The sequence below is a fragment of the Pseudomaricurvus sp. ABR4_320 genome (assembly GCF_056159445.1).
On record NZ_JBSWVF010000004.1, the window covers coordinates 402,433 to 418,656 of the forward strand.

14 protein-coding genes are annotated in these 16,224 nt (G+C 50.1%); 9 read left to right on the forward strand and 5 right to left on the reverse strand.

Annotation, left to right across the window (positions count from 1 at the left end):
* Window positions 1-56: 56 nt before the first annotated feature.
* From ACXAFR_RS10830 to ACXAFR_RS10840, 3 genes are read right to left on the reverse strand one after another with little or no spacing between them, the layout of a single operon-like run.
* The gene (locus ACXAFR_RS10830) at window positions 57-560 is read right to left on the reverse strand and encodes a hypothetical protein (RefSeq protein WP_475176573.1); all 504 of its coding nucleotides are present in this window, start codon (window positions 558-560) and stop codon (window positions 57-59) included.
* An 18-nt stretch (window positions 561-578) separates the two neighbouring features.
* On the reverse strand, window positions 579-1,208 hold the full coding sequence (locus ACXAFR_RS10835; RefSeq protein ID WP_475176576.1) for a glutathione S-transferase family protein: 630 nt from the start codon (window positions 1,206-1,208) through the stop codon (window positions 579-581).
* A gap of 18 nt (window positions 1,209-1,226) precedes the next feature.
* Window positions 1,227-1,574: a hypothetical protein gene (locus ACXAFR_RS10840; protein ID WP_475176579.1), complete on the reverse strand. Its 348-nt coding sequence runs from the start codon at window positions 1,572-1,574 to the stop codon at window positions 1,227-1,229.
* A 498-nt stretch (window positions 1,575-2,072) separates the two neighbouring features.
* Here ACXAFR_RS10840 and ACXAFR_RS10845 point away from each other — a divergent pair, with 498 nt between their 5' ends.
* The 4 genes from ACXAFR_RS10845 to ACXAFR_RS10860 all read left to right on the forward strand — a co-directional run bounded on the left by ACXAFR_RS10845 (window position 2,073) and on the right by ACXAFR_RS10860 (window position 4,056).
* A complete protein-coding gene (locus ACXAFR_RS10845; RefSeq protein WP_475176580.1) occupies window positions 2,073-2,483 on the forward strand; it encodes a hypothetical protein in 411 nt (136 codons plus the stop codon).
* A 226-nt stretch (window positions 2,484-2,709) separates the two neighbouring features.
* The gene (locus ACXAFR_RS10850) at window positions 2,710-2,928 is read left to right on the forward strand and encodes a Nif11-like leader peptide family natural product precursor (RefSeq protein WP_475176582.1); all 219 of its coding nucleotides are present in this window, start codon (window positions 2,710-2,712) and stop codon (window positions 2,926-2,928) included.
* A gap of 139 nt (window positions 2,929-3,067) precedes the next feature.
* Complete coding sequence (locus ACXAFR_RS10855) at window positions 3,068-3,694, forward strand: alpha-ketoglutarate-dependent dioxygenase AlkB family protein (RefSeq protein ID WP_475176585.1); 627 nt, start codon at window positions 3,068-3,070, stop codon at window positions 3,692-3,694.
* A gap of 44 nt (window positions 3,695-3,738) precedes the next feature.
* Window positions 3,739-4,056: a hypothetical protein gene (locus ACXAFR_RS10860; RefSeq protein ID WP_475176586.1), complete on the forward strand. Its 318-nt coding sequence runs from the start codon at window positions 3,739-3,741 to the stop codon at window positions 4,054-4,056.
* 95 nt (window positions 4,057-4,151) lie between these two features.
* On the opposite strand, the gene ACXAFR_RS10865 is transcribed toward ACXAFR_RS10860, so the two are convergent.
* Both ACXAFR_RS10865 and ACXAFR_RS10870 read right to left on the reverse strand, forming a co-directional pair.
* The gene (locus ACXAFR_RS10865) at window positions 4,152-5,474 is read right to left on the reverse strand and encodes an aminotransferase class V-fold PLP-dependent enzyme (RefSeq protein ID WP_475176588.1); all 1,323 of its coding nucleotides are present in this window, start codon (window positions 5,472-5,474) and stop codon (window positions 4,152-4,154) included.
* 147 nt (window positions 5,475-5,621) lie between these two features.
* Window positions 5,622-6,173, reverse strand: a complete 552-nt coding sequence (locus ACXAFR_RS10870; protein ID WP_475176591.1) for a leucine-rich repeat domain-containing protein — start codon at window positions 6,171-6,173, stop codon at window positions 5,622-5,624.
* 226 nt (window positions 6,174-6,399) lie between these two features.
* Here ACXAFR_RS10870 and ACXAFR_RS10875 point away from each other — a divergent pair, with 226 nt between their 5' ends.
* The 5 genes from ACXAFR_RS10875 (at window position 6,400) to glgB (ending at window position 16,145) form a co-directional block, all read left to right on the forward strand.
* Window positions 6,400-7,968, forward strand: coding sequence for a cryptochrome/photolyase family protein (locus ACXAFR_RS10875; RefSeq protein ID WP_475176593.1), 1,569 nt, complete (start codon window positions 6,400-6,402; stop codon window positions 7,966-7,968).
* A 371-nt stretch (window positions 7,969-8,339) separates the two neighbouring features.
* A complete protein-coding gene (ppc, locus tag ACXAFR_RS10880) occupies window positions 8,340-10,964 on the forward strand; it encodes a phosphoenolpyruvate carboxylase (protein ID WP_475176596.1) in 2,625 nt (874 codons plus the stop codon).
* A gap of 216 nt (window positions 10,965-11,180) precedes the next feature.
* Window positions 11,181-12,143 (forward strand): glucokinase, encoded by a 963-nt coding sequence (glk, locus tag ACXAFR_RS10885; protein ID WP_475176599.1) that lies wholly within the window; start codon window positions 11,181-11,183, stop codon window positions 12,141-12,143.
* Between the two features lie 97 nt (window positions 12,144-12,240).
* Entirely contained in the window at window positions 12,241-13,692 is a 1,452-nt protein-coding gene (gene zwf, locus ACXAFR_RS10890; protein ID WP_475176601.1) for a glucose-6-phosphate dehydrogenase, read from the forward strand.
* Between the two features lie 233 nt (window positions 13,693-13,925).
* Window positions 13,926-16,145 (forward strand): 1,4-alpha-glucan branching protein GlgB, encoded by a 2,220-nt coding sequence (gene glgB / locus ACXAFR_RS10895; protein ID WP_475176602.1) that lies wholly within the window; start codon window positions 13,926-13,928, stop codon window positions 16,143-16,145.
* Window positions 16,146-16,224: the final 79 nt, after the last annotated feature.

Below are 16,224 nucleotides of genomic sequence, written 5' to 3' on the forward strand. Positions count from 1 at the left end.
GCTAGCGAGCAGCACCTTGGCCCCGTCAGTAACCATAGGTGCATTTATACATGTGGTTAATAGTCTGATTCCATTAGCCGCTCAGCCATTTCCCATACCACAGATCCACCAACCTGATCATCGGGATCTAGATGGGCAAGTTTTTCCAGCACTTCGACCGCAGTCCCAAGGTCTCCTCGGCGAAGGTTTACGAAGCCGCACGCTTTCATGGTATAAAGGTGAAGTCGTCGTGCTCCTGATGCGTTGTCCCATAGATGGCGATCGAGTTTGTGTTGCCGCCAGTTGGTGGGGCAACCGATGACCAGTGCGGTTTTGTGCAGTACGTCATCAATCAATTCCAAAGCTTCAGCAAAGCGGTTGTTGTACGCGTAGAGTTTGAACAGGGCAACACTGAGTTCCAGGCGTTCAGGAAAGGCCAGTCGTGCATCTTTAAGCAGCCGCTCAGTTCGGTGTTTATCTTGGTATACGTCCAGCGGTTGCTGCAAAAGCTGTTGCAGTGCCATTGGAACAACGTCCATTTCTTTAAAAGGTAAATCGCTGAGAAGTTCTCTGAGTTGCATAATGGCTTATTTCATCCTTTATAGTATTGAGTGATAGCCTTCCTCGGCCATCACGCGACGCACCGCTGAGCGTGACAGCATGCGTTGGAAATGCCTCTCACAAGCAGAAGGCAAAGGTATCTTCATCCGGTTGGCCCAGAATTCGTTATAAAAGAGAGCAGCATCGGCAATGCCGAAATCACCGCTTAAATATTCTCTGTCTTGTAAAATAGTATCGAACCAAGTTAGACCCTTTTTAACGATTGTCCTGCCTTGTTTTTCGAGGCGTTCGCGATCCTCTTCGTGAAACAGATAGCGTTCTGGCGTGAATATTCGAGTAAAGCCCTCCCCGTGAAGATAAGAGACGGCGTAGGTAATTTGTTCAAGAGTCCTCGCTTGGGCCAGTTTATCGTCGGGAATAAGGTTCGCTTTAGGGTAGCGATTTGCGAGCCACCAACAGATAGAAACAAAGTCCGTCAGAGGTTCACCGGTATCGGTAATTAAAACCGGAATGTTTCCCTTAGGATTGATTGCGAGAAATTCAGTTTGGCGTTGATCGCCAGCGAGGAGGTTAACAAGCTGAACTTCGAAGATAAGTTCTAATTCTTCGAGCAGTAGATGAATGCCGGTGCTGCAGGAACCGGGTGTCATGTAAAATATGATGTTCATGGCGAATTCATTGAAGGGTTAGGCGACCATGGTTAATCCGGTATCGCGTATGCGAGCTTTGAAGGCTTTCATCACCGGGCGTGAAATGGCCGTTTCAGCCAGTAATCGCCGCTCGTAGATTTGCATGCGCAGATGCTCGTCGGGCTCATCATCCACGGTCGCAATGAATTGATGAATATCGTCTCCCAGCAGGCTGGATGGCCTGTCCCACGTCTGCTCATAGAGCAACGACATGATGACTTTTGAATTGGGACGCATCTTACATTTGCCGTCAAGAATCTTTAGTTTTACCGTAGTTATACAATCGACTTCTATGGGAGAAAGTGCATTTCGGTCCAGCCAGGATCTAACATGCTCCGGCGTCATTGGTTTCTCCTATCACTGATCAATTTCTCTAGGGAGGCTTCAGCAAAAGCTATTCCATGGAATGTATAGATGTGTAACAGCTGTTGAGTGAATTGACGGCAAAGGAAAATGGTGGTCAGTGAAAGGTTTGCTCGGAAAAAAAGGCGTTTAGGCGGTGCCTGTTAAGCCTGTTGTCAAAGTGATCTTTGGTGAATGTCTTCATATGTTATTGATCATGTCATGGTGTTTGGAAGGATTCGCGACAAAATCAGTGCATCGAGAGAAACTGTGTCGGCAATCAAACATAGACCTATATATCAGTAGCGGATTGAATGAATCTTTTCCTTCCTTGCAATCAAGGGGTTTTCTGAATTTGGATGTCTGATTTTTAGGGATGCTCTTCTCCGCGGATCACGGCAGAAGAGTTGCAAGACCTTGTGAACCGTAAGTACGCATCTTGTCGCCAGAATACGATGCGCGTCTTATCGATGATTTTCTGAATTTTCTATGGAGATTCCCATGACGCTTTTTATCGGTGCCTATTTTCCAGAAAGACAACTGCAGGATTCCGGGTTTAATCAAGCGGTCACACAAGTCGCGGTCGCTCTCGCCGCCAATCGACAGTCCGCTGCTCAGCAGGCGAGGCCAGATGTCGATCTGCATTTTTTGCTGCCGGGAGAGACGGATGCGCCAGAATTTACTGGTATGCGTTATCGATCCTACGACACCGACAACAAGACATTGTGTGTCGAAGCTGCTGTTCCGGCGACAATGCTGAATTCAAGTCGGGCTCAGGCGTATGTTTTGGCTGTGATTGAAGACGCTATCGATAATGCCCGGGATTTTTTTCTGGAAGTGCAGCAATCCTTCGAATACAACCACTATCGCCAGCTCGTCGCAGATATGTCACAGAAATTGTCGAATAGCTGACAAGCTATAGCGATTATTGTCGCTTAATCACAGCATAAGCTAGCGGCTAACTATTTGAAAATTGGAGTGTTTGTCGGGTTAAGGCGTTTCTGTTCAGGACATTCGTAAGCGGGTTCGATTGTTGCTATGGCCTAGGCGAGAACCTGCGATCGTAGGTCTTATATAAGGCAGGCGCACATGTGTACCTATAATGCCTGCCGGTTCTATGTCAGTTAGGAGAGCAAAAATGTCTATTGATCAAATCGCTGCCTTTGCCCAAAAAGCTCGTGATGATGCCGAGTTGGGTGAGCAGTTAAAGTCCTGTCAAAAAATGAAAGAAATGTTTGCTTTAGCGCGGGACAATGGATACCAATTCGATGAGGATTCACTCTACCCACCCAATGAACCTCAATTCACAGAAGAGCAATTGTCAGAGCGTCTCGTAAAAGCGTTGTTGCGAGCCTGAGGCTTATTGCTATGCCGCTGACCAATTGTCTGTAGGATTAACTATTGGGCAATTGTTCAGCGGTTTGAGAGTCAAAATTCTGGCGCTTTTGCCAGGTCGGTCTACACTCTATGACATAAAAAGGGAGGTGCGTCGCACAATGACGGTCTCGAGCAATCTGCTGACGCTCGGTATGCGATCAAACCCTCTGTCGCAGAATCTACCGGGATTGCATTTGTGGCCAGATTTTTTGGATATGGAACTTGCCGGCGCATTGCTTGAGTACTTTACACAGCAGCACGCTTGGCCCGCAAACAGCTACGAAATGGCAGGGCGTCGCTTTGAGTTGCCAAGATTGCAGACGTGGCACGCAGATCCTGGTGTCGAGTACAGCTACAGTAATAACTTACTGGTTCGCCGGGAATGGTCAGCACCTTTGGCTGTGTTGCGGATAAAAATCGAACACTTTTTAAATCAGACATATAACGCCGTTTTGGTGAATCTTTATAGAAATCAGGATGATTATGTCGGTTGGCATGCTGACGATGATCTGGAGATGGGGCCCAAGCCCTTTATTACTTCCGTTTCTTTCGGTGCAACTCGAACGTTTGCCGTTAAGAATCAGGAAACCGGACAAATCGAATCTGTTGATCTGCCCCCGGGCAGCTTGCTGTTGATGACACCGAGTTTTCAGCAGCGCTATGTACACTCGATTCCCAGGTTGGCAAAACCTTGTGGTCCTCGAGTCAATTTGACTTTTCGACGAGTGTTGCCAAAACCCGCCTAAATGGGGTCGTGTTCACGCTTGTCAGGCTGATCAGGAGATCGGAAATGAGATATTCTGCAGTAGCAGCCCACGTTCAAAAAACGCAGATAGTGACTATGGAAGATTTGTCAGGAATGACGTTCTTAAATTGTCTGGATGGTGGAATCCGCGTTATGGTTACCCTGCATCCGGCTTTATCGCGTCCAAATTCGACGGAATTAATCGCCCACATTTATCATCAAGCTGAGCCTATCGGAACCTTGAGTTTTGGATTGCATGAATTCAGTCCCGTTGAATGTCGGGCGATCGCACAGGATATTTCTCGCAGTCCTTACATTATGCAGCAAATTGATGACTTTCTCTGTGCCGATTATATGGAGTGAAGCCGGCGTATTTCAGCACATGTTTGGATCGCTGAATGCAGCCCTTTCGGGCTGCTGTGTGAATCTACGCTGATGGGTGGTGTTTGGTGACCAAATCAGGACAGTTCATTAATGGCTTGGGCGAGGCGTTTTACGTCATCCGCACGAGTAAAAACCTGAGGTGTCACGCGTAAATTGGCGCCACTGCTCAGCCCCGTTCTGACCACGGTGAAAATTCCATACTCTGCTTCCAGTTTTTTCTGCAGCTGATCCGCCTCTTCTTCGCGAAATTGGCCGGCAATGCGAAATCCCCCCATTCCCGTCGCTGAGGCTGCATCGGTCGCTCCCAGTATTTCAATCTTTGCATTGTCCGAGACGCTATCGACCCAAAGTTGTCGAAGATACGTTAGGCGTGCTTCTTTGTATTTTCCGCCCACCAAAAAATGAAAATCCAGGGCGGCTGGAACGGCAAGAAAACTGGCAAAATTTGATGTGGCCATGTGAACTCGACTTGCCAGAAGGGTGTTGTCAGGATCAGATTCGCCGGGGAAAGGACCAACTTTAGAAAGCGTACCTTCTTTCATGTAGAGGGCGCCGACGCCAACCGGGGATCCAATCCACTTATGCAAATTAAACAGTGCCCAATCTACGCCCAGTTCTGGCATCGTAAAATCAACCAATCCCCACGATTGAGCGCAATCACAAATGAGATCAATGTCCGCTTTTCTAGCCAGTTCCGCAATAGCTTTAACAGGGAGCTTCAAACCGTGCTGATTGCTGACGTGGGTGACTAACGCCATACGAATATTAGGATGTTCTTTGAAGGCTTGTTGGTAGAGTTCGACAAGTTGTGATTCGGTAGCTTGTGTCGGTATTTCCAGAATAACGGGTTGCAAGCCTTTAGACTCGGCTAGCCACTGCATCGATCGTTTAAAGGCGGGGTAATCGATGTCTGCCCAGAGCAGGGCATCCCCTGGCTTAAAATTTCGATACTGACCAATGATACTGTGGAGGGATTCTGTGGCGTTGCGGGTAAGGGTTATTTCGGTGCTTTTTACCTCTAATGCGGCAGCCATTTTTTTGTTGATGGCTTCGACATCATCATGCCAGTGTTTCCTGGCGTAGTAAGAAAGCTGTTGATTGACGCGGTGCGTTAGCTCTTGGTAGTGCTCTTCAATGGGCTTGGCCATTTTGCCCCAGTAGCCATGCTCAAGATTAATAATTCCTTCGGTACGGTCATAAAATTTGCCGACGTATTGCCAGTAGGATTCGTCTCTTGCGACTTCATTGATATCCTTTGATGTAAGCTCGGGGTTGAAACTGAAGGATTTTTCCAGGCGATCATCGCCGTATGAGTGTCCTGTAGCGCCAATGGCGGCTGCAGCAATGCCGGTTTTGAGGAAATGTCGTCGGGTATTTCTATCGTTGGAAATTGCCATAAAGCTCTTTTGACGTGATGTAAAATTCTGTAGATGCTCAACGAACAAGCATCTCATCTACAGAAGAAAAATACCACGCCAAAAAGCTTTTGTTGCAGTTGCGATAATGTATCCTGGTGAAGCCCTGAAATGAGAGCTTCTCTAGCATCAGAGTTTCAGCTGCAGTGCTTCCATCGATTGCCACTGGCTGATCAATGCCGGTTCGATCGGATTTTCGGCAATGAACAGTTTCTTTAATGAACCGCCATCCTCAAGTTCGATATGAGTCAAATTGTTATTGTTGACGCGAATATCAACCAATGCGGGATTGCTACTGAGGTCCAGTGTTTCCAGATCATTAAGGTCGGCCCATAGCTCTTCCAACAGTGGGCTGCTACTTACGTCCAGTTCTTCTAGTTCATTCATAAAGACTTCAAGGTGAGTCAGTTCAGCACAGCCAGAGAGATTCAAGGTGGATATGGCATTGTTGCCGAGAAAAACTTCTTCCAGCTTGGTATTCGCTGAGAGATCGACATCCGTCAAGCTGTTGCGAGTGGCATCAAGAAATTTCAGGTTTGTAAAATACTCTATTCCTGCAAGGCTTTTAATTCGGCACTTTCGGCAGTTGATCTCGTCGATATCCTCGGCGTTTTCTGCGCCTGTCGCCAGAACGCAACGTTTGAAATTTTCATCCTTAAAGTCGATGTCAGTCAGTTTCATGTGCATGCATCCGCAGGTTGGTTTTCAAAAATGTCAGTAAACCGACAATTGTTCTTTCCCGTGTCGTTTATGGCGCAGGGGGCACTGCCTTAGGCGTGAATTTGCCCCCATGGACAAACTTGCCGAGAGAGAATCAGCAAGCCACATGCCATGGCTGGGGCTTTTGAGGGTGACTCTCAAAAACCTCTGTGAGATTGGCAACGTATGTAGTCGCGGAGGAGCATGAATGTCATCAGCAACCAAAAACAATCCTACAGCTAAAACGCTGCGTCTGATTCTTGGTGATCAGTTGAACGCCGGCCATCACTGGTATAAATGTCGGGATGATTCGGTGGTGTATCTGATTGCAGAGTTAAACCAAGAGCTCAATTATGTGCGTCATCACCGTCAGAAAGTCTTGGCGTTTTTTGCGGCTATGGAGCGTTTTGCTGAAGCGCTGACAAAAGCCGGGCATCAGGTCGTGCACCTTACTCTCGACGAAACCTGCCGCTTTCGGGATCTGCCTCAACTTTTAAGGCATCAACTTGAAAACACTGGCGCCAGCCGATTTGAGTATCAGCGACCGGACGAATATCGGGTGCTGCAACAGCTGCGTTCTATGTCCTGTCCGGCGGAGTGTGTGGAAGTCGATTCAGATCATTTTTTGCTGCCTTTTGATGATATCGACGGTCTGTTTACAGAGGGAAAAGCCCAGAGGATGGAGAGCTTTTATCGCAAGATGCGTAAGCGTCATGGGATCTTGTTGGAGCCCGATGGGGCGCCTAGAGGAGGGCGTTGGAATTTCGATAAAGAGAATCGGCAGAAATTAAAGGCCGAGGATTTTGACCGGATTCCCGAACCATTGCTCTTTGACAATGATGTGGGTTCCATAGATAAACGATTAAAATCCCATCGGGTGAGCACTTTCGGTGATGCGACTGATCGGTTGTCCTGGCCAATAACCCGTCGCCAAGCCAGGGATCTGCTGGCATTTTTCTGTGACTACTGCTTGCCCGAATTTGGTCGTTTTCAGGATGCCATGAGCTGCCAGGCTCCTGCCAACTGGACTCTGTTGCATTCACGTCTGTCATTTGCTCTCAACGCCAAGCTGCTACATCCGTTAGAGGTGATCAATACAGCAATTGCTGCGTTTGAGTCATCTGCCGAGATCGACATTGCTCAAATCGAAGGCTTCGTTCGTCAGATCTTGGGTTGGCGGGAGTTCGTCCGCGGCATCTATTGGGCGAATATGCCGGATTACGTCAACGCCAATGTATTGCAGGCAAAAACAACACTGCCAGATTACTTCTGGGATGGTAATACGCGCATGCGCTGCCTGTCTGAAGTGATCAAGCAGTCGCTTCACCATGCCTATGCCCATCACATTCAGCGACTGATGATTACCGGTAATTTTTGTCTTTTAGCAGGGGTTAATCCGGACGAGGTTGAGAGCTGGTATTTAGGGATTTATGTCGATGCGTTGGAATGGGTGGAGTCGCCCAATACCCGTGGTATGAGTCAGTTTGCCGACGGAGGATTGCTCGCGAGCAAACCCTACTGTGCCAGTGGTTCCTATGTGAACCGCATGAGCGATTACTGTCGCCACTGTGACTACAAGGTATCTGAGTCAACCGGTGACAAGGCATGCCCGTTCAATTCTTTGTATTGGGATTTTCTGCTACGGCACCGCAAGCGGTTCGAAGGCAATCAGCGGATGACAATGATGTATCGCAGCTGGGATAAGATGGATTCCTCTCGACAGAAGGGCATCTTAAAACAAGCCAGCGACTATCGATCGAATGTGAACGCACTTTGACGCCTCAGATTCCTTCGTAAGTAGAATTTTCCTTTTCCGTCTGTTTGGCGCAATATAGAGGATCATCATTCCGGGAAGCAGAAGCCATCGCCGCCCGGAATCCTTCCGATACCAGGAGCAGGCGGCGCTTGAAGACTGCAGGTGTCATCTCAATGTTTGCCATAACGTGGAATGTAGAGTGATCGTTACAAGAAACCTTAATGGCCAAATTAGCGGGTGGAGTGCGCCCTTGCCGAATTTCCTGTAAAGTAATGCCACCGGTGGCATGGTTTACCAAAGCATGACAATGTGCCAAAGCATGTCTTTGGCGTCGATAAGATCGCCGGCTAGGCTTTTTGCCAATATCTTCTTACTGGATGGGGACTTTTTACATGACCGAAGAGAATTACGCCTCGCTGCGCAGTAACGTGAAGTTGCTCGGGCGCATATTAGGTGATTCCATTAGCAGCGCCCGCGGGCCGGAATTTCTCGAAAAAATTGAATTAATTCGTACCCTGTCGAAATCCGCGCGTGGCGGCGTCGCTGAAGATCAGGCCAAGCTTCAGGATGTTCTCGCCAACCTAAGTCCGGAAGAGTTGGTGCCGGTATCGCGGGCGTTTAGTCAGTTTCTCAACCTGGCTAATATCGCTGATCAGCATCACACCTTGTCCCGAGAGATGGATGAGGTCTTTTCGGCGACACAAACTCTATCAACGTTGTTTGATCTGCTTAAATCGAACGATTTCTCTTCAGACCAAATTCTGGAAGCGATTGCGTCACTGAACATTGAGTTGGTGTTAACGGCACATCCCACGGAAATTACCCGACGAACACTGATCCATAAGCATGCGGAAATCGATTTCTGTCTGCGTCAATATGAGTTGAGCGGACGTACACCACGGGAATTGGATGCCATTAACACGCGCCTGGAAGAGTTGGTTGCGCAAATTTGGCACACTCATGACTTTCGGGAAGAGCGCCCAACTCCGGTCGACGAGGCTAAGTGGGGCTACAATGTGGTCGAAGAATCCTTGTGGCAGGCGGTGCCGGATTTCCTGCGGCGTCTCGATAAAACTCTTTTTAGTGCCTGCGGAACTCACTTACCTGTCGATGTGGCACCGGTGACCTTTGCGTCCTGGATGGGCGGTGACCGGGACGGTAATCCCAATGTTACGGCCACCATTACCGAAGAAGTTTTGTTGCTTGCCCGCTGGCAGGCAACAACGCTTTATCTGAAAGATGTTGCGCGTTTGATCGACGAGCTGTCGATGTCCGAATGTAATCCCGCGTTGGCCGACTTGTCAGGCAACGTTCGCGAACCCTATCGAGCCGTTCTGCGGGAAGTACGTACAAAACTGAGAGCCACTCTCGCGTACATCAATGCCAGGTTGGCGGGCCAGAGTGCTGACGATACCGATGTCATAACTGCCGATAGTGAGCTTTGGAATCCGTTTTACGCGTGTTATCAGTCCCTGTGTGATAGTGGAATGTCGTTGATTGCCAACAGCAGGCTTTTAGATACGTTGCGGCGTGTGAAGTGCTTTGGTGTCAATCTGGTCAAGTTGGATATTCGTCAGGAATCCGGCCGCCATATGCAGGTGTTTTCAGAGCTCACCCAGCACTATGAGCTCGGAGATTATGCCGAGTGGTCTGAAGCGGAAAAGCTTGCGTTCCTCAAGAAAGAGCTTTCAAGTCGACGTCCATTGATGCCTGCCGATTGGTCCCCATCGGCGGATGTTAAAGAGGTTCTGGATACGTGTCAGGTGGTGGCGCGCCAGCCCCGTGGTGCCATCGCTGCTTACGTAATCTCGATGGCGCGTCAGGCGTCGGACATCCTCGCTGTACAGCTGTTGTTGAAGTCAGCAGGCTGTACCCATCTACCTGTAGCGCCCCTGTTTGAAACCCTCGACGACTTAAATCGGGCACCTCAGGTGATCGAGGACTTGCTGCAGGATAAGGATTATTTACAGCGCATCGACAACAAGCTGATGATTATGATCGGTTATTCCGATTCTGCCAAAGATGCGGGCATGTTGGCGGCTGGCTGGGCCCAGTATCGTGCTCAGGAAGAATTGCAGGGTATTTGCGATTCCTATGGTGTTGGCTTGACCTTGTTTCACGGCCGCGGAGGCACCATCGGGCGCGGTGGTGCGCCAGCTCATGCGGCTTTGTTGTCGCAGCCACCCGGCACTTTGCGAGGCGGTCTGCGGGTAACCGAGCAGGGTGAGATGATCCGCAACAAACTGGGAATGAGCAGTGTTGCGGTCAAAACCTTGGCGTTGTACGCCAGTGCGGTAACTCAGGCAAACCTGATGGGACCGCCGACACCTAAACCGGAATGGCGTGAACTCATGGACACCATGGCGGAGAGTTCCTGTGATGCATATCGAGCTTACGTCCGCGATGAGCCTCGTTTTGTTGAGTATTTTCGTCAGGCGACACCGGAGTTGGAGCTCGCGAATCTGCCTTTGGGTTCTCGGCCTGCGCGCCGTAAAACCGGTGGTGGCATCGCCAGTTTACGGGCGATTCCCTGGATTTTTGCCTGGAGCCAAAACCGCTTAATGCTGCCCGCGTGGCTGGGGGCGGGGGCTGCGTTAGGCCAGGCCATCGAATCCGGCAAGCAAGACATGCTGCAAGAGATGTGCAAAGACTGGCCGTTTTTTGAAACGCGTCTGTCCATGCTTGAAATGGTTTACGCGAAGAGCGACGTGGGGCTGTCGGCGTATTATGAGGAGAAGCTGGTGGTGCCAGAGCTGCGTTTCATTGGCGAAAATCTGCGCAATCAACTTGCAACCGATATTGAAACGCTCAAATCCTTAAAAGGAATTGCAGAGCTACTGCAAGATCAGGCATGGTCAAGTCAGTCGATTGGCTTGCGCAATATTTATACAGACCCTTTGAATGTACTGCAGGCGGAGCTGCTGCGACGTAATCGCGCCGTGCAGGACAAGGCGCTGGAGCGGGCGATTATGGTGACCATTGCCGGGGTGGCGGCAGGGATGCGCAACACCGGTTAGGGTTCCTGAGGTTGCACTGTTGGGAGGAGCCGTTTTCCTTCCAGCAGTGGCATAAGGTTCATAAACAGCTGCTATCACTAGAAAAAGTGCAGACTGACAACGCTGTCTGCTATGATTCCTCGCGTCGGAAGAAAACCCTTTCGAAATCGTGGCTTGGGCGTTGCATCCTTTGCCGACAAGCCTAAAATGCAGCCTGTGTGTAGATAAGAACTAGCTATGAATCGATCTTGGAACCTGGTCGCCGACATTGGGGGCACAAACGCTCGTTTCGCCAGAGCAGACAGTCAAAGTGGCGAACTCATCGATATTCGACATTATTCCGTGGCAGATTACGCGCGGTTTAACGACGCCGTGGTGCATTTCCAGCAGGAAATGTTACAGGCAGGTTGTGCTGGCGCGCCTGTGGCAGCCTGTTTTGCTGTAGCCGCGCCTGTGTCTCAGGAACGAATTCAATTTACCAACAGTCCTTGGGAAATTGTACCCATGGAGCTGTCACCCTTGTTGGGCGGCGCTCGTGTTGACATCATCAACGATTTTGCCGCCGTCGGTTACGCTGTGATGGATTTAACCGAGGGTGACTGGGTACAGCTCGGGGGTTCTGAACCGAGAGCACATTCACCCATCGGCGTTTTAGGGCCGGGTACTGGCCTTGGAATGTGCTGTTTGATGCCCTCAGAGAATGGGTTTTCGGTCATCGAGGGCGAAGGCGGGCACGTTGAGTTTGCGCCAATCAATGACGAAGAAATTGAAGTCCTTAGATTTCTGATCGGCCGCTTCGGTCATGTTTCTGTCGAGCGGTTGTTGTCCGGGATGGGGTTGCTGAACATTTATGATGCCCTGATATCCATGAGTGGGCAGCCCGCATCTTGCTTCCGCCCCGAGGAAGTCACCGATGCTGCGATTGCAGGAACAGACCCCATTTGCGAAAAAACACTGTCACTTTTTTGTGGTGTATTGGGGGCTGTGGCAGGCAATCTGGCGCTGACTATTGGTGCGCGCGGAGGTATCTATATCGCCGGTGGAATAGCGCAGCGATTTGTTCCCTATTTGACCCGCAGCCCGTTGCGAGCAAGGTTTGAGGATAAAGGGCGTTTTGAAGGCTATCTTAAAGAGATTCCAATTCGCCTGGTTACACGTCAAAACCTGGGTTTGATTGGCGCGAGTCGCGCGCTGCGTTAGTCCCTTAGGCGCTACCAGACGCCTGTTTCGATCACTGTTGGAGGTCATCACCTACGTTGGTGATCTCAGCCCCTGCCGTCAATATTCGGAGAACTGAATGACTACAAATACGGATCTTGTCATCTTTGGTGCTATGGGAGATCTATCGGCACGCAAGTTATACCGTGCGCTGTTTCATCTGGACAATGCCGATCTGTTGCCGAAAGAGGTCAATATCCTCGGTCTTGCGCGAAACGATGTTTCGGTTGATGAATTCAAGAGCCATATGGAAAGCAAGCTCCGTGAAGCGGTCTACGAATCCAGCTGGAGTGATCAGGTGTGGGAGAGATTTTCCGCGCGTTTGGATTACATCGTTATGGATTTTACCAATCCAGAAGATTTTTCCGCGCTTAGTGAAAGACTCCATGCCGACCGTACCAATATCTTTTATCTGGCGACGCCTCCCAGTATTTATATGGACATTTGCCACAACCTCGGCAAGTCCGACTGTGTCCATGACACCACGCGGATCGTTCTGGAAAAACCGATCGGATCCGATCTTGAGACCTGTAAAGCGGTGAATGCAACGGTAGCCGAGTACTTTAGTGAGCGGCAGATTTACCGGATTGATCACTACCTCGGCAAGGAAACCGTGCAGAACTTGTTAGTGCTTCGGTTCGCGAATCGGTTTATTAACACGCAATGGGATCAAGGCTGTATTGATCACGTGCAAATTACCGTAGCTGAAATGGTCGGTATCGAAGGCCGCTGGTCATATTATGACAAGGTGGGTCAATTGCGCGATATGGTGCAGAACCACTTATTGCAGCTGCTCTGCCTGGTGGCGATGGAGCCGCCCAATTCTATGACCGCTGAAGGTATTCGCGACGAGAAAGTTAAGATTCTGCGTGCACTGCGGCGTGTCGGTGCGGCGGATGTTGCCGATCACTCTGTGCGCGGTCAGTATTCGCAGGGCTGGTACAAGGGGAATCCTGCACCTGGCTACATGGATGAAGAGGGGTGTGTTAACAAGAAGAGTGATACGGAAACCTTCGTCGCTCTGAAAGCATACATTGATAACTGGCGCTGGTCTGGTGTGCCGTTCTATCTCAGAACTGGTAAGCGCATGCCGGATAAATTGACAGAAATCGTCATCGTTTATAAAAGCCTGCCACACAATATTTTCTCCAACGGGGCCAACATTCCCAATCGTTTAGTGATTCGTCTGCAGCCCAACGAAGGCATTGAAATGCAGATGGTCTCGAAGAAGCACAGTTTGAAACATCGGATGGCGCTAGAGCGTCATGATCTCAGCCTGGATTTTCTCGGCACTGCTGAAATGGACCGGATTCCCGATGCCTACGAGCGCCTCTTTCTCGACGTGATCAACGGCGATCAATCGCTGTTTGTCGGTCGTGAAGAAGTAGAAGAAGCCTGGCGTTGGTGTGACACCATTATCGAGTCCTGGGGCAAGCAGGCTACCGAGGTAAAACCATACAGCGCGGGCTCATGGGGACCGGCCAAAGCTGAATTGTTAATCGAGCGTGACGGTCGAAGCTGGAACGAATAAGTGCGTTCTTAAGGCCGCTGAGGGAACGGCGGCCGCAATCTCGTCATTTAATTGACTTAAGACATCATTACCCTGTTGCAAAGACGCGGCTGGCTGAGCAAAATCAGATAAAAGAATCTGGATGACAGTTGGTTGGGCCATCCGCTAGCGGCGGTTCGCGATGCTACACCCTTGAGCCGTCGGCACTTGGCAAGATAGCAGCTTGCTTGCAAAATGGATTTGGAAAAGGGTAAATGCCAAACAAACAACCGGTGGTATCCAAGCTCTCGTCTGGCGAGTTAGACGCTATTGCCGAGGGCCATTTCTACGACATTTTCAGCGCTCTGGGTTTGCACCCTGATGCCCAGCGAGGCGGGCTGGTTGCGCGTTTCTATGTTCCTGGAGCCGACACCGTCGAAATGGTGGGGCGAGAGTCGGGCAAAACGCTCTACAAGTTATCTCGTATTCACGACGACGGAATTTTTGAAACCGTCATCCACAATCGCAAACAAACTTTCGATTTCGTGCTTCGCTGTCATAACAGTGGTGAAACCTGGACGCAGGAAGACCCATATCATTTTGAGAGCTGCCTCAACGAGGATGATCTGCACTACTTTAATGAGGGAACCCACGAACACGTCTGGCGCTGGATGGGCGCCAATCAGCGTCAGGTTAACGGCGTCGACGGCGTTCTTTTCGTGGTTTGGGCGCCATCGGCGCTACGGGTATCCTTGATCGGTAGCTTTAATCACTGGGATGGACGTCGCCACGTGATGCGCAAGCATCCTGCGGCGGGCATTTGGGAGATCTTTGTTCCCGGAGTGGAAGATCTGGCGCTCTACAAATATGAGATTATCGACGCCAACGGTAACCTTCTTCCTTTGAAGGCCGACCCCTACGCCAAGTCTATGCAGCATCCACCCGAGACCGCATCGCGCGTCGTTTACGATCGCTCTTATGCTTGGGGCGACGCCGACTGGATGAAAAAACGTCAGCAACGCCATGGTGTGCAGCAGCCGATTTCGATATACGAAGTCCATGCCGGTTCCTGGCGGCGCGCCGATCATGGTCGTTATCTCTCTTACCGGGAACTTGCGGAGCAATTAATCCCCTATGTTCTGGAATTGGGGTTTACCCATATTCAATTAATGCCGATCAATGAGTATCCCTTTGACGGTTCCTGGGGGTATCAGCCCGTAGGGATGTACGCGCCGACAATTCGCTTTGGTAATCCCGATGAGTTTCGTTATTTTGTCGACCAGTGCCATCAAGCGGATTTGGGAGTGCTGATCGACTGGGTGCCAGGACACTTCCCATCTGATCCCCATGGGTTGGGACACTTCGATGGTAGCTGTCTTTACGAGCATATGGATCGTCGCCAGGGCTTTCACCCTGACTGGGATACGTTGATTTACAATTATGGCCGCGGTGAGGTTCTCAGTTATCTAATCAGTAACGCCAATTATTGGTTGGAAGAATTCCATCTCGATGGTTTGCGAGTGGATGCTGTCGCATCCATGTTGTATCTCGATTACAGTCGGCAGCCGGGCGAGTGGATTCCCAACAAGTTTGGCGGTCGCGAAAATCTGGAGGCGATCGCCTTTCTGAGATCGGTCAACCGACGCGTGTATGCAAATCATCCTGGCGTCATGATGGTCGCTGAAGAGTCAACTGCCTGGCCTGGTGTGTCACGACCTGTTGACCAGGATGGGCTCGGCTTTGGTTTTAAATGGAATATGGGGTGGATGAATGACTCTCTAAGCTATATGAGTCGAGACCCTGTTCATCGTAAGTATCATCATGGTGAAATGACGTTCAGCATGATTTACGCCTACGATGAAAATTTTATTCTCTCGCTCAGTCACGATGAAGTGGTTCATGGCAAGCGAACTTTGCTGGATAAAATGCCCGGTGATTACTGGCAAAAATTTGCCAACTTGCGGGCTTATTATGGTTTTATGTGGACGCATCCTGGCAAAAAGCTGCTGTTTATGGGCAGTGAATTTGGGCAGTGGAACGAATGGAATCACGATACCGGTTTGGATTGGGCGTTGACGGAGTTCCCACTACATCAGGGGCTGCAGAGGCTAGTGCGTGACCTCAACCAGCTTTACCGGGAGCGGCCTGCTATGGCCGAGATGGATTGCGAACCCGGCGGTTTTAACTGGCTGCAATGTGAGCAGAGCGAAACATCGGTGTTTGCCTGGGTCAGATACAGTTCAGACAGGACCTCTTTGCTCATTTCGGTCACGAATTTCACCCCTGTTCCCCAGGCGCAGTACCATTTGGGTGTACCAAGGCCAGGTCCCTACCGAGAGCGTATCAATACCGATTCAGAGCTCTATGGCGGTTCAAACGTGGGTAATGGCGGTTGGGTCGATAGCCAGGACATGCCTTGGGACGATCAACCCCATACGTTGATTTTTGATCTTCCTCCCTTGGCGACGGTGATTTTTGAATACTGCCAAGCCTAGTGGATGCAAGAGGGTGCGATAGTGCACAGGATTTAATTTCGACACCGGTTAATCTTTTGGGTTGGTGTCGAAACTGAGA